Annotated in this window: 12 protein-coding genes; 3 read left to right on the top strand and 9 right to left on the bottom strand. The window is 43.4% G+C overall.

The window, feature by feature from the left end; translation table 11 throughout:
• Positions 1 to 425: 425 nt before the first annotated feature.
• Genes hemG through B5D54_RS12400 form a run of 3 tightly spaced genes read right to left on the bottom strand, consistent with a single transcriptional unit; the run spans position 426 to position 3,073 of the window.
• Positions 426 to 938, bottom strand: a complete 513-nt coding sequence (gene hemG / locus B5D54_RS12410; RefSeq protein ID WP_078926863.1) for a menaquinone-dependent protoporphyrinogen IX dehydrogenase — start codon at positions 936 to 938, stop codon at positions 426 to 428.
• 22 nt (positions 939 to 960) lie between these two features.
• The gene (locus tag B5D54_RS12405) at positions 961 to 2,418 is read right to left on the bottom strand and encodes a TrkH family potassium uptake protein (protein WP_078926862.1); all 1,458 of its coding nucleotides are present in this window, start codon (positions 2,416 to 2,418) and stop codon (positions 961 to 963) included.
• Between the two features lie 31 nt (positions 2,419 to 2,449).
• Positions 2,450 to 3,073: a YigZ family protein gene (locus tag B5D54_RS12400; protein WP_078926860.1), complete on the bottom strand. Its 624-nt coding sequence runs from the start codon at positions 3,071 to 3,073 to the stop codon at positions 2,450 to 2,452.
• A 216-nt stretch (positions 3,074 to 3,289) separates the two neighbouring features.
• Here B5D54_RS12400 and fadB point away from each other — a divergent pair, with 216 nt between their 5' ends.
• Both fadB and fadA read left to right on the top strand, forming a co-directional pair.
• Positions 3,290 to 5,461 carry a fatty acid oxidation complex subunit alpha FadB gene (fadB, locus tag B5D54_RS12395; RefSeq protein WP_078926858.1) on the top strand — a complete coding sequence of 724 codons (2,172 nt, stop codon included), beginning with the start codon at positions 3,290 to 3,292 and terminating at the stop codon, positions 5,459 to 5,461.
• A gap of 29 nt (positions 5,462 to 5,490) precedes the next feature.
• Positions 5,491 to 6,654, top strand: a complete 1,164-nt coding sequence (gene fadA / locus B5D54_RS12390) for an acetyl-CoA C-acyltransferase FadA (RefSeq protein ID WP_078926856.1) — start codon at positions 5,491 to 5,493, stop codon at positions 6,652 to 6,654.
• 47 nt (positions 6,655 to 6,701) lie between these two features.
• On the opposite strand, the gene punR is transcribed toward fadA, so the two are convergent.
• On the bottom strand, positions 6,702 to 7,607 hold the full coding sequence (punR, locus tag B5D54_RS12385) for a DNA-binding transcriptional activator PunR (RefSeq protein ID WP_078926855.1): 906 nt from the start codon (positions 7,605 to 7,607) through the stop codon (positions 6,702 to 6,704).
• Between the two features lie 155 nt (positions 7,608 to 7,762).
• Between punR and punC the strand changes: the two genes are divergently transcribed.
• Complete coding sequence (gene punC / locus B5D54_RS12380; protein WP_078926854.1) at positions 7,763 to 8,965, top strand: purine nucleoside transporter PunC; 1,203 nt, start codon at positions 7,763 to 7,765, stop codon at positions 8,963 to 8,965.
• A gap of 53 nt (positions 8,966 to 9,018) precedes the next feature.
• On the opposite strand, the gene glmU is transcribed toward punC, so the two are convergent.
• The 5 genes from glmU to atpA all read right to left on the bottom strand — a co-directional run bounded on the left by glmU (position 9,019) and on the right by atpA (position 14,844).
• Positions 9,019 to 10,377, bottom strand: a complete 1,359-nt coding sequence (gene glmU, locus B5D54_RS12375; RefSeq protein ID WP_078926853.1) for a bifunctional UDP-N-acetylglucosamine diphosphorylase/glucosamine-1-phosphate N-acetyltransferase GlmU — start codon at positions 10,375 to 10,377, stop codon at positions 9,019 to 9,021.
• A gap of 142 nt (positions 10,378 to 10,519) precedes the next feature.
• The gene (locus B5D54_RS12370) at positions 10,520 to 10,945 is read right to left on the bottom strand and encodes a F0F1 ATP synthase subunit epsilon (protein ID WP_078926851.1); all 426 of its coding nucleotides are present in this window, start codon (positions 10,943 to 10,945) and stop codon (positions 10,520 to 10,522) included.
• Between the two features lie 24 nt (positions 10,946 to 10,969).
• Positions 10,970 to 12,373: a F0F1 ATP synthase subunit beta gene (gene atpD, locus B5D54_RS12365; RefSeq protein WP_078926850.1), complete on the bottom strand. Its 1,404-nt coding sequence runs from the start codon at positions 12,371 to 12,373 to the stop codon at positions 10,970 to 10,972.
• A gap of 31 nt (positions 12,374 to 12,404) precedes the next feature.
• Positions 12,405 to 13,268, bottom strand: coding sequence for a F0F1 ATP synthase subunit gamma (gene atpG / locus B5D54_RS12360; protein ID WP_078926849.1), 864 nt, complete (start codon positions 13,266 to 13,268; stop codon positions 12,405 to 12,407).
• Between the two features lie 34 nt (positions 13,269 to 13,302).
• Positions 13,303 to 14,844: a F0F1 ATP synthase subunit alpha gene (gene atpA / locus B5D54_RS12355; protein ID WP_078926848.1), complete on the bottom strand. Its 1,542-nt coding sequence runs from the start codon at positions 14,842 to 14,844 to the stop codon at positions 13,303 to 13,305.
• Positions 14,845 to 14,848 lie beyond the last annotated feature (4 nt).

Raw genomic sequence — 14,848 nt, 5'->3', positions numbered from 1 at the left:
AAAGCTATTATCGTTCCAACAGAACGATAATGAATTGACTGTGCCAAAATCAAGTAAACTTGATTCTGATTGGTCACTCAGTTCATCGATAAATCTTTTTGATTATCATCAACGAGTGCCCACACAGATTGATTGGTTTAAATTGTTAAAGAGCGTTCTTACCGTTTGGCTTACACCGTATCGGAAGAGGCGGTAATTTTAGCGAGATAAACGTCGGTGTCAAACACTTTTTTACGTTTATTTTTGAGGTGTTACCCTTGTAAAATTACCTGCTGTTTGGGTTGGCACTGAGGCACTTTCCCGTGACAGCGAGGCGGCATTATAGAGATCGACATCACATTGGCAAGTGTTTTTTTCTATTTTTTTCTGACTAATATTCTTTGATGAAAAAAACAACATGCCACAACTAAAAACATTTCTTTTATTTACATTTTTGCAAATTTTTCACTAAATAAAGTGACTTTATCCCAGTTAGTGTATTCCACTTCTTTTGATGTATCCGTTTCACCCCCCGTTAAATACATGATGAATCGAATCATCATTTTGTCGAAAAAACGGTAGCGTGGGTAGTAAAGTGCTCCAGCAAACACACCGATTAAGTTAGGGTGCCAAGCTGATTTTTTCAAAAAGGTCTGAATATAGACACTGCCTTCTGGTGTATCTTTCTTTTGTTCTTCTTTACGAGCCGTCAAATTCACACAAATAAAAGCGGCCTTAACCTGTTTTAATTGTATTGAATGACACTCGATAAACTCATACAGTTTTCGATTAAGATGGCCATATCGAATAGAGGCTCCAATCAACACTTTGTCATAAGCCAATAAGTCTATAGAGTTGCATTGATGAAGATCTCGAATATCACACATCGCTGGATTCAGCGTTTCTGCAATAAATTGGAGTATCTTTTGTGTTTGCCCTTCCCTTGAGGAATACAACATCAGTACCTTCACAAGATCATCCTCAGCTACGCCAAAAGGTTGGCGTTAACAATATTAATAAAGTGAAAATTTCTAGCCGTCCAAATAGCATAGAGACCACTAAAATCCATTTAGCTGCATCATTGATATCACCAAAATGTGCAGCCACTTCGCCTAAACCGGGCCCTAAGTTATTAAGGGTTGCAGCAACGGCAGAAAACGCGCTCAGTTCATCCATCCCTGTAAAAATTAAAGCCAGCATGCAGACAACAAAAACCAATGCATAGGCGGAAAAAAAACCCCATACCGCATCTACAACACGTTGTGGCAATGCACTACCACCTAATTTAATGGGATAGATGGCTCTTGGGTGGACGAGTCGTTTCATTTCTCTAGCACCTTGCAAGGTAAGTAAGAAGATTCGAATAACCTTCATTCCCCCCCCAGTAGAACCCGCACATCCGCCAATAAATGATGAAAAGAGCAGTAACACTGGCAAAAAAAGCGGCCACTCTGAAAAACTGGTGGTCGTAAATCCAGCTGTTGTGGATATGGATACGGTTTGAAAGAGAGTAACGTCAAAGGCTTCATATAAAGAATCGTAATTATGGTGTTTGAGAATCACCAAAAAACAGATCAAAAATAACAGACTCTGAATGACTAAAAATGCTCGAAATTCTCTATCCGCCCAATAGTATTTAGGATGGATGCCCCCGCTAGTGAAAGCCGCATAATGCAAGGTGAAGTTACAAGCTGAAATCAGCAGGAAAATGACGGTGATTAAATTTATCGCATAACTATTAAAATAACCCATGCTGGCATCATAGGTTGAAAAGCCACCAATCGCTATGGTTGAAAAACTGTGGCAAATAGCATCAAACAAACTCATTCCCGCAAACCAAAAAGCTGCAGCACAAGCGATGGTTAAACTTAAATAAATGTACCAAAGTGCTTTAGCCGTTTCGGCGATCCTTGGAGTCACTTTATTATCTTTGACTGGGCCAGGAATTTCAGCGCGGTAGAGCTGCATTCCTCCGATTCCTAATACAGGGAGGATAGCAACCGCAAGAACAATGATCCCCATCCCACCAAACCATTGCAAAAATTGGCGATAAAATAAAATGGCTTTTGGTAAATGATCGAGCCCAACAATAACCGTAGCACCCGTTGTGGTTAAAGCAGAGAATGATTCAAAAAAAGCATCGGGAACGGAAACATTCGGATTATCCGCTAATAGAAAAGGAAGAGCACCGGCACTACCAATCACCGTCCAAAATAAGACGACAATTAAAAAACCATCTCGAGCTTTAAGTTCATGTTTATGATGCCGATTAGGAAACCAAAGTAGAGCCCCTAAAAACAGCAAAACAAAAAAAGTAGAAACAAAAGGAACGCCCGCCCCATCCCCATAGATCAAAGCGACCGTTGCGGGTATCAGCATAGACACACTAAATAGGGCAAGAAGTAGCCCTACGATTCGAATAATAGAACGAAATTGCATGACAAAATAACGAAGCTTGGCTTCTAATTTCCTAAGTATGATCTATGTGAGTAACAAGAATTTTCGCACTACTCTTGTTGGTGATATTTTGAGTAAAAATGCCCACTTCTATACATGGTAATTCAATAACCATCTGTACCATTCCACCATATTGAGCCTCAATTTGTACGGCATCATACTGTCCCATTATTGACTGAACCAGAGTAAGTAAACTGTAGTCTAGCGTTAGCGATAATTTTGTGGTGATTTTTTTCTCATTTATTTGAAGCCGCTTAAGTGCTTGTTGAACACCACCACCATACGCTTTAACCAGCCCACCTGTTCCTAAGCGAATACCGCCATAATACCGTGTGACAACGGCCGTAATTTCTCCAATCCCAGATCCTGATAGTTGCGCCAACATCGGTTTTCCCGCTGTGCCTGATGGTTCACCATCGTCACTAAACCCCCACAGTGTGGAGTTCTCTGGTCGGCCAGCAATAAAAGCCGAACAGTTATGCCTCGCATCCACATGTTGCTCTTTAATTGCAGCAATAAAAGCTTTAGCGGCATCAACACTGGGAGTATGAGCTAAGTACGTGATAAAGCGACTCTTCTTGATTTCTTCTTCAAATAAAATAGGGGCCGCAGGAATTGAATAGGGCTGAAGATTCATCTCTTAATCGTCAACGGTAAAAGGGCGACCAGTGTATCACGAACCTCAAAAGGAGTTTAGGATTGGTGATGAACGCACAATGTTAAACACTTGTTTAAAAAATGTATTGAAAATAATTCATCCTCGGTACAAACTAACTCTACTGGTCTAACCAGAATATGAAGACAACAAAAACTCTCACACACAATCACCGATTGTATGTCACGGAGATAGACAATGATTTACCAAGCCAAAACCCTACAGGTAAAAGAATTACAGGATGGTATCGTAGAGTTAAGTTTTTGCTCTCCAGAGTCCGTCAACAAACTTGATCTTGCAACTTTGACTTCACTGAATGAAGCATTAGATGCCCTATATTCCTATTCTGAGCTCAAAGGGCTCATTCTCACATCAAATAAATCAGCCTTTATTGTCGGCGCAGATATTACTGAATTTTTAGGTTTATTCGAACTGCCTGATGAAGAGCTTGATCAATGGTTGCGTTTTGCGAATAACATCTTCAATAAGCTCGAAGATCTACCCGTTCCAACACTATCAGCGCTCACAGGTTTTACCCTTGGTGGCGGTTGTGAGTGTGTCCTTGCAACCGATTTTCGTATTGGTGATCACACCACTAGTATTGGGCTGCCAGAAACGAAACTGGGCATTATGCCTGGGTTTGGGGGGACGGTCCGGCTACCACGCTTGATTGGCGCTGACAGCGCAATGGAAATCATTACCCAAGGTAAAGTCTGTCGAGCAGAAGAAGCTCTAAAACTGGGCTTACTCGATGCCATTGTGGATAGTGATCGATTACATGAATCAGCCCTTGCAACAATCAAACAAGCCATAAATGAAAAAATAGATTGGCTAACACGCCGTAAGCAAAAAACTACTTCGCTGACATTAAGTAAAATTGAAGCCATGATGAGCTTTACCATGGCAAAAGGTGTCGTTGCTCAAGTTGCTGGTCAACATTATCCAGCTCCGATGATCTCGGTTATCGCTATAGAACAGGCTGCAAACTATGCTAGAGATGAAGCATTAGCCATTGAACGCCAACATTTTATTCAACTTGCTAAATCAACAGAAGCGAAAGCATTGGTTGGGCTATTTCTTAATGACCAACATATAAAAGGGTTAGCTAAACAGTCTGCCAAATCTGCCCGCCAAGAGACGCAACGTGCAGCGGTTTTAGGTGCAGGAATTATGGGTGGCGGCATTGCTTATCAATCGGCAACCAAAGGCGTCCCCGTGTTGATGAAGGACATTGCCCAAGGTTCTCTCGATTTAGGCATGGCTGAAGCCTCTAAGTTACTGAACAAGCAACTGGAGCGTGGCAAAATCAACGGTTTTAAAATGGCTGAAATTCTCGCCTCTATCACCCCAAGCTTACATTATGCGGGTATAGATCAGGCTGATGTGATTGTTGAAGCAGTGGTCGAGAATCCTAAAGTTAAAGCGGCGGTATTGAGTGAAGTTGAAAGCCAAGTTTCGGATAACACCATCATCACGTCCAATACGTCTACTATTCCCATTAATTTGCTCGCCAAGTCACTGAAACGTCAAGAAAATTTCTGTGGCATGCACTTTTTCAATCCCGTTCATCGTATGCCGCTTGTAGAAATTATTCGGGGCGAGAAAACCTCTGACGACACCATTAATCGTGTTGTTGCTTATGCAGCTAAAATGGGTAAGTCCCCCATCGTTGTGAACGACTGCCCTGGATTTTTTGTTAACCGCGTTTTATTCCCTTATTTTGGTGGGTTTAGTCTACTGCTGCGGGATGGTGCTGACTTCACTCAAGTAGATAAAGTGATGGAACGTCAATTTGGTTGGCCAATGGGGCCAGCTTATCTATTGGATGTGGTCGGACTTGATACGGCTCATCATGCCCAAGCCGTTATGGCGGAAGGTTTTCCTGAGCGAATGGGAAAACAAGGTCGAGATGCTATTGATGTGTTATATGAAGCAAATAAATTGGGCCAAAAAAATGGCCAAGGCTTTTACTGCTACTCGATAGATAAAAAAGGCAAGCCTAAAAAACGATTCTCTGATGATATTTTACCTCTTCTCGCTGACGTTTGTGCGAGCACTCAGACTTTTGAAGCTCAAACCATCATTGAACGAATGATGATTCCGATGATTAATGAAGTTGTGCTTTGTCTACAAGAAGGAATCATTGCTTCACCTCAAGAAGCCGATATGGCACTCGTCTATGGGGTAGGTTTCCCTCCTTTTCGGGGTGGAGTGTTCCGTTATCTAGATACGCTAGGGTTAGATAACTACATCACAATGGCGAAACAACATCAGCATTTAGGGGCTATGTATCATTTGCCACCACTACTGCTGGATATGGCTGAAAAAGGGCAATCTTTTTACCCCACTCAAAAGCCTATTTCGCTCTAACCCCGTAAGCATGGAAAAGGAATGACAAAATGAAGAATGTAGTGATTGTTGATTGCCTTCGTACCCCAATGGGTCGCTCCAAAGGCGGGGCTTTTCGTCACCAGCGAGCCGAAGATCTCTCAGCACATTTAATGAAAGGAATTTTAGCACGTAACCCACAAGTGAACCCCCAAGAGATCGAAGATATTTATTGGGGCTGTGTACAGCAAACGCTAGAACAAGGCTTTAATATTGCGCGTAATGCTGCATTACTAGCGGGTTTACCTATTAACATTGGGGCTGTTACCGTCAACCGATTGTGTGGCTCATCCATGCAAGCGCTGCACGATGCGACTCGTGCCATTATGGTTGGAGATGCTGATATTTGTTTAGTCGGTGGCGTTGAACACATGGGACATGTTCCCATGAACCATGGTGTGGATTTTCATCCTAAGCTATCCAAACAGGTTGCAAAAGCTGCAGGTATGATGGGGCTGACAGCTGAAATGCTGGGGAAAATGCATGGCATTAGCCGTGAGCAGCAAGATACCTTTGCCGTACGCTCTCATCAACGGGCACAAGCCGCGACGCTGGAAGGACGGTTTAAAAATGAGATATTACCAACAGAAGGCCATGCCGCCGATGGAACACTCTTCACGTTAGATTACGATGAAGTCATTCGCCCAGAAACAACCCTTGAAGGGTTAGCACAGTTGCGCCCCGTCTTTGACCCAGCCAATGGCACGGTTACGGCGGGTTCATCTTCTGCTCTTTCAGATGGAGCTTCTGCGATGTTGGTGATGAGTGAAGCGAAAGCCAAAGCACTTGGATTAACCATTCGAGCCAAAGTAAAATCGATGGCGGTCTCTGGTTGTGATCCCTCCATCATGGGCTATGGCCCAGTTCCAGCCACGCAAAAAGCCTTGAAACGTGCAGGACTTACCATGAATGACATTGATCTCGTTGAATTGAATGAAGCATTTGCAGCTCAATCACTGCCTTGTGCTAAGGATCTTGGTTTAATGGAGGTATTGGATGAAAAGGTTAACCTCAATGGAGGAGCGATAGCCTTAGGCCATCCGCTGGGTTGCTCTGGAACACGCATTTCCACAACTTTAATCAATTTGATGGAAGCCAATGACGTGAAATATGGGCTTGCTACCATGTGTATTGGACTTGGCCAAGGTATTGCCACCATTTTTGAACGCCCATAAATAGTGAGTCTCGGAGCCAGCAACAATGCTGGCTCTTTCTTTTCAGCTTATGAGGTTTGCAGCCAATCTCGATGTAATTGATCACTATCCCCCAAGTAATTGACCATCCATTCTATCAATCTATGATTATCATCTTTTCGCCACACTAAACAACACTGACTCAATGGAGCGTTGTCTGGTAAAATTCTTTCTACTAACTGACCAGAAGCCAGCAAAGGCTGAGCCATATGGCTAGGCATAAATCCAACACCTAACCCTTGCTTTAAACACTCTTTAGCACTGTACCAATTCGGTAGCAGTAAACGTCTTTGTTTTGAGTAATGTCCGGTATGACGTTTGGGTAAGACACTAGAGGTGTCATCCAAACAGATCGCAGGATACTGACTGACGAATTCTTCGGTTAATAACTCAACCTGCGCACAAGGATGATCGGGAGCCATCACAAAAATCCACTCCAACATACCCATATCACGCACTTCAAAGTCACCACCAACAGGCACCGCAGAGGTTGCACCAACAACAATATCCGCTCGCCCTTGTGCAATCGCTTCCCAAGAACCATTAAAGACTTCCATATTGATCTGTAACTCAGCAAAATCAAACGTTTGATAGAAATCTTCCACCAATGGCTTTATTCGTTCTAATTTCACCACATTATCAAGAGTCAACTTAAGTGTTCTTTGCCAACCATGTGCGGCTCGTTTCGTTTGTGCTTTAATTTCCTCCATTTGTCGTAATAGTTGCCGAGCTTCCACCATAAACAGCTCTCCCGCAACAGTCAGCTCAACCTTTCTGGGTAATCGACGAAATAAAACTACCCCCAATTCTGTTTCCACTTGCCGAACACTATAGCTGATCGCAGAAGGTACTTTATGCAAAACCTCTGCAGCAGCGGTAAAACTGCCTAACCGAGCCACTGTATCTAGCATTTCTAATGATGTTTTTGAAAACATAGCACCTACACCAATCAAATATTTTGCACGATAACTAATAATTTTCGCGTTTCATTTAAAGAACAATAAAAAATATAATAAATATCCTTATATATCCTAGCTATCAATAACAGATATAAAGAAAAAATGAATTAATTTTTTTGATTGGAATAAAAATGAACATCTCAACTTTACAGCTATTTTATCTTTCAGCACTTTCGATGCTCGGTTTCATTGCGACCGACATGTATCTCCCTGCTTTTAAACTCATGGAGCATGATTTTGCGACCGGACCAGAGCAAATTGCTCTTTCTCTGACCGTTTTTTTAATGGGAATGGCAATTGGACAGCTATTGTGGGGGCTAGCTTCAGATAAGTTCGGTCACCGAAATACGCTGATTGTTGGATTATTTGTTTTTACCTTAGCTTCATGTGGGCTCGCTTTCAGCGAACAAGTTTGGCAACTGCTCGGGTTACGCTTTATTCAAGCCATCGGCGTTTGTGCTCCTGCTGTTATCTGGCAAGCAATGGTGATCAAACGCTACCCAAGCCATATCAGCCAACAGATTTTCGCTACCATTATGCCGCTAGTCGCCCTCTCTCCCGCGTTAGCACCTCAATTAGGTGTGTTACTTACTCATCACCTCGGCTGGCATAGTATCTTTATTGTGCTCACCATACTGGGTATCATTTTAATGGTAAGTACTCGCTTACAAGAAAATATCATCGCGGAAGCAAAAACCACCTCCATTAAGCAAGACATAACGTTTTTATTCAGTTGCCGAGCTTATTTAGGCAATGTATTGATGTTTGCTTGTGCTTCTGCCGCTTTCTTTGCTTATTTAACCGGAATGCCAGAAATTATGGCTCAGCTTGGTTACGAAGCGAAAGATATTGGGATGAGTTTTATTCCACAGACCATCGCTTTTATGGCGGGTGGATACTTAGGTAAACGTTATGTGAATAAATATGGGGACGCTCAAGTACTCAAGCAGCTTCTGGCTCTGTTTACGGTATCCAGTGTATCTATCTTCATCGCATCACAATGGACTCTGACTTCTATCTGGCCGATTCTTACCCCCTTCTGTTTAATTGCCGTCGCTAATGGTGCTTTATATCCCATCGTTGTTAACCGAGCACTCTCCAGCGCAAAACAGAGCCCAGCAACGGCGGCAGGGTTACAAAATAGCTTACAAATTTGTGTGGCAAGCCTAGCCAGTGCCCTTGTTGCCACCCTTGCAAGCCAAGCTCAAATGGTTACAGGCATCGCTATTATGATTTGCATGCTTGGCCTATGGGTTGGCTATATTGTTACCAATAAGCATTTAAGCCAACACTTCACAACACCTGACAATTCTCGCGTGGTACAAGATAAATAGCCTTAAAATAGCCAATAGCCAGCATGACGCTGGCTATTGGTACAAAAAAACACTTATTTTTTTACTGGTCGCTGCCAACCTGAAATTTTCTTTTCTTTCACGCGAGTGATAACTAACTCACCTTGAGCCACATTTTTGGTAAGTGTCGTTCCCGCACCAATCGTAGCACCATCAGCGATGGTCACTGGCGCAACTAATTGGCTATCAGAGCCCACAAACACATCATCCCCAATAATAGTTTTAAATTTGTTTGCACCATCATAGTTGCAGGTGATCACACCCGCACCGATATTCACTCGCTGACCAATTTCGGCATCACCCAAATAAGTTAAATGGTTCGCTTTTGAACCTTCACCTAAACGAGCATTTTTCATTTCAACAAAGTTGCCAACATGGGCATCATTATGTAATTCAGCCCCTGGGCGTAAACGAGTAAAAGGACCTACCGTACAGTTTTCGCCAACGGTTGCTCCTTCAATCACACTGTAAGGACGAATAATGGTATTGTCGTCAATTTCACAGTCTTTCAAAATAGATCCTGCACCAATGGTAACATTATTACCGATCGATACCTGACCTTCGATTAATACATTCACATCGATTTCAACATCAGTACCACACTGTAATTCGCCACGAAGATCAAAGCGAGCGGGATCACGTAACATCACCCCTTGTTCCAGCAGTTTATTCGCTTGTCGAGCTTGAAAAGCTCGCTCTAATCGAGCTAATTGAATACGATCATTAACCCCTTCTACTTCAATTGAACTGACAGGATGTACCGCTTCAACCGCACGGCCTTCATCGTGGGCAGCCGCAATCACATCCGTCAGGTAATATTCACCTTGAGCATTGTTATTGTTCAACCCCGCTAACCAACGCTTTAAGTCCCCTCCTGTGGCGACCATCACTCCGGTATTAATTTCTTTAATGAGCTTTTGTTCTTCTGTCGCATCTTTTTGCTCAACAATCGCAACCACTGGGCCATTTTTACGAACAATACGCCCATAGCCTGTTGGGTTATCTAGCACAACCGTCAATAAGGCAATGCCTCCTGTGGGCTGCGCTTCTAGTAAACTTTCTATGGTTTGTTCTGAAATAAGTGGAACATCACCATATAAAATTAAGATTTTTTCATCATCTCTAAAATGCTCTGATGCCTGGTCAACTGCATGACCAGTACCAAGCTGTTCCGCTTGCAGTACCCAATTAACAGGTTCATCCAAGAGCACTTGTTGCATCTGATCTCCACCATGCCCATAAACAAGGTGAATATTATGTGCGCCTAATCCGTGACAGGTATCGATCACATGTTTGGCCATGGGTTTACCAGCTAATGTATGCAGTACTTTCGGAATATTGGAGTGCATACGAGTGCCTTTGCCAGCGGCGAGAATCACTGCGCTAAATTTCATGAGTTACCTATGACGTTGTAAAATATAAGCCGCATTCTAGCGGGTAACACTGTGTGTGTTAATTTTTAGCGATTAATTTCCGGTAAAAAATAAGCAAAAAGGCGACCAAAGGCCGCCTTTAACTATTACGTACTGAAGATTATCAGCGACGCTTTCTTGTCAGCTCAATGACTCGTAGCTGAGCAATCGCTTTAGCCAATTCACTCGATGCTTGTGCGAAGTTAACATCCCCGTGATGTTCATTCAGCATTTCTTCTGCCGCACGTTTTGCTTCTTCAGCTTTCGCTTCATCTAGCTCTTCTGCGCGGATAGCCGTATCTGCCAAAATCGTGACATCATTAGGTTGAACTTCAAGTATGCCACCAGAAAGGTAGATAATTTCTTCCTCTCCCTTAATGGTCACAATACGCACCATACCCGGTCTGACAAAAGTCAGTAAAGGCATGTGCCCCGCCAGAACACCTAAATCTCCGCTTTCACCCGAGACTTGAATAGTGCGTGCTAAGCCGGAAAAAATCCGCTTTTCAGCACTGACTACATCCAAGTTAAAGGTTACTGATGCTGTCATAAAGCCTCCTTGGAGATTTGAGCGTTATAGCTTTTTGGCATTCTCTATCGCATCGTCAATCGTACCGCAGTACATGAACGCTTGCTCAGGAATGTCGTCATAATCACCGGCTAATAAGCCTTTAAAGCCACGTAAAGTCTCTTTAAGTGGTACATAAATACCTGGGTCACCCGTAAAGACTTCAGCAACGTGGTAAGGTTGAGTTAAGAAACGCTCAATCTTACGAGCTCGAGCCACCAATTGCTTATCAGATTCAGACAATTCGTCCATACCAAGAATGGCAATGATGTCTTTCAGCTCTTTATAACGCTGTAGCGTAGACTGAACGCCACGGGCTACATCGTAATGATCTTGACCCACAACAAGGGGATCCAACATACGAGAAGTAGAATCCAATGGGTCAACCGCTGGGTATAAACCCATCGCAGCGATGTTACGGTTAAGTACCACCGTGGCATCCAAGTGAGCAAACGTCGTTGCTGGTGATGGGTCAGTTAAGTCATCCGCTGGTACGTATACGGCCTGAACCGATGTAATCGAACCGGTTTTGGTTGAGGTGATACGTTCTTGTAGAACCCCCATCTCTTCCGCTAGCGTTGGCTGGTAACCTACCGCTGAAGGCATACGACCAAGCAGTGCTGATACTTCTGTTCCCGCTAGGGTATAACGATAGATGTTATCGATAAACAGCAGTACGTCACGGCCTTCATCACGGAATTTTTCCGCCATAGTCAAACCCGTCAAAGCAACACGTAAGCGGTTACCTGGTGGTTCATTCATCTGGCCATAAACCATGGCCACTTTTGACTCTTCAGGTTTTTCAATGTTAACAACACCCGCTTCCTGCATTTCATGGTAGAAGTCGTTACCCTCACGAGTACGCTCACCAACCCCAGCAAATACGGAAAGACCTGAGTGTTGTAGTGCGATGTTGTTGATAAGTTCCATCATGTTAACGGTCTTACCTACACCAGCACCACCAAATAGACCGATTTTACCACCTTTAGCAAACGGACAGATTAAGTCAATGACTTTAACTCCCGTTTCAAGCAGTTCCGTCACATTGGATTGTTCTTCATAGCTTGGAGCCGCACGGTGGATAGAATAAACATCTTCTGCACCGATTTCTCCACGCTCATCAATCGCATCACCTAACACGTTCATGATACGACCAAGGGTTTTCATCCCTACTGGTACTGATATCGGAGCACCAGTATTTTCTACTGCCATTCCACGACGTAAACCATCTGAGCTACCCATCACGATACAGCGAACAATACCGCCGCCTAGCTGCTGCTGAACTTCAAGAACAAGACGTTCTTTTGAGTCCTGAACATTCAGTGCATCATAAACACTAGGCACTGAGCTCTGGGGAAACTCTACGTCGACTACCGCACCGATGATCTGTACGATCTTACCTGTAGCCATCGTTAATCCTCTAGTCTGTTAATTACCTTTGTTAAACCGCCGCAGCGCCACCAACAATCTCTGATAACTCTTGGGTAATCGCCGTTTGACGGGCTTTGTTATACACCAGCTGTAAGTCATCAATCAGATTACCAGCGTTATCTGATGCTGCTCTCATTGCTACCATCCGAGCAGACATTTCACACGCCAAGTTCTCAACTACCGCTTGGTAGACTTGTGCTTCGATATAGCGAGTCATCAATGTATTGAGAAGTTTTTTCTGATCAGATTCAAACATATAACTCCAAGCATGTTTAAATTCCGATTCATCTTGCGCTTTCGGCAAAGGTAACAATTGATCCATCTTTGGTTGTTGAGTCATCGAGTTTACAAACTCGTTAAATGATAAGTACAAACGATCAATTTCACCTTTATGATACTTAGTCAGCATCACACTGATAGAACCGATTAAATCGTCTAACTCAGGTTCGTCTCCGATACCTGTTTTTTGTGCTACGATTTTTGCACCTATGCTACGAAAGTAAGAGCTGCCCTTACTTCCGATAACTGCAATTTCAATCTCACTACCACGGTTTGCATACTCATTCATATGAGCAACGGCTTTTTTAAACATGTTAATGTTTAAACCACCACACAAACCGCGATCCGTTGAAACGATAATATACCCAACACGTTTAGCTTCACGTTCTTCTAAGTAAGGGTGTTTATACTCCAAAGTACCGTTTGCTAAATGACCAATGACTTTACGAATTATTTTTGAATATGGGCGAGGTCCTTCCATTGCATCTTGCGTTCGACGCATTTTAGAAGCCGCAACCATCTCCATTGCTTTAGTAATCTTTTGAGTGCTTTTCACACTCCCAATCTTACTGCGAATCTCTTTTGTATTGGCCATCGTTACTCTCCGTTAATTACAATTTTGGTTGTAATTACCAAGTCTGAGTTGCTTTGAAATCTTCCACCAATTTTTTCAGTTTGGCTTCGATCTCATCGTTATAAGCACCCGTCTTGTCAATTTCCGCTTTAAACTCAGCGTATTGAGAATGAGCATACGACAGAAGTGAAGATTCAAAATCCAACACTTTATTCAATTCAATGTCGTTCAAATATCCACGTTCAGCAGCAAAAATGACCAGCGCCTGATCAAAGACCGACATTGGTGCATACTGCTTTTGCTTCATCAATTCAGTCACTTTTTGACCATGATTAAGCTGGCGTTTTGTTGCTTCATCCAAATCAGAAGCAAACTGAGCAAACGCAGCAAGTTCACGATAGGCCGCCAGAGCAGTACGGATACCACCAGAAAGCTTTTTGATAATTTTAGTCTGCGCTGCACCACCAACCCGAGAAACAGAAATACCAGGATCAACCGCTGGGCGAACACCTGCGTTAAACAGTTCTGTTTGTAGGAAGATTTGACCATCAGTAATCGAGATTACGTTGGTTGGTACGAAGGCAGAAACGTCACCCGCTTGAGTTTCAATGATAGGTAGCGCAGTCAAAGAACCCGTTTTACCTTTCACTTCCCCCTGAGTAAAACGTTCTACATACTCTTCGCTGACACGAGCGGCACGCTCAAGCAGACGCGAGTGAAGGTAGAAAACGTCACCAGGGAAAGCTTCACGGCCCGGTGGGCGACGTAACAATAGTGAAATTTGACGATAAGCTACCGCTTGTTTTGATAGGTCATCATAAACAATCAGTGCATCTTCACCACGATCGCGGAAGAACTCACCCATCGCACAACCTGAATAAGGTGCGAGGTATTGTAGAGCAGCAGACTCAGAAGCAGAAGCAACCACAACAATGGTGTTTTTCAATGCGCCATGTTCTTCTAATTTACGTACTACGTTGGCAATCGTTGAGGCTTTTTGACCAATCGCTACATAAATAGAATAGATACCAGAATCTTTCTGGTTAATGATGGCGTCAATCGCTAAGGCTGTTTTACCGGTCTGACGGTCACCGATAATCAACTCACGTTGACCACGACCGATAGGAATCATCGCATCGACAGATTTATAACCAGTCTGAACGGGTTGGTCGACCGATTTACGATCGATAACCCCAGGTGCAATCACTTCGACAGGAGAGGTTAATTTTGCATCGATTGGGCCTTTACCATCGATAGGTTCACCCAAAGTATTAACGACACGTCCCAATAGTTCAGGACCGACGGGAACTTCAAGAATACGTCCGGTTCCGGTCACTTTCATGCCTTCACTCAGATCTGCATAGGGCCCCATTACAACAGCACCGACAGAGTCACGCTCTAAGTTCAGTGCCAATGCATAGCGACCACCCGGTAGTTCAATCATTTCACCTTGCATCACGTCCGCTAGGCCGTGGATACGGATGATACCATCGCTTACCGATACGATAGTACCTTCATTGCGAGCATCAGAAACAACGTTGAAACCTTCAATTCGCTTTCTGATGATTTCGCTGATTTCCGTGGAATTAAGTTGCATTGCT

This window comes from Vibrio cincinnatiensis DSM 19608, assembly GCF_900167345.1.
Classification (GTDB): Bacteria; Pseudomonadota; Gammaproteobacteria; order Enterobacterales; family Vibrionaceae; genus Vibrio; species Vibrio cincinnatiensis.
This window is presented reverse-complemented; position numbering and strand designations above follow the sequence as displayed.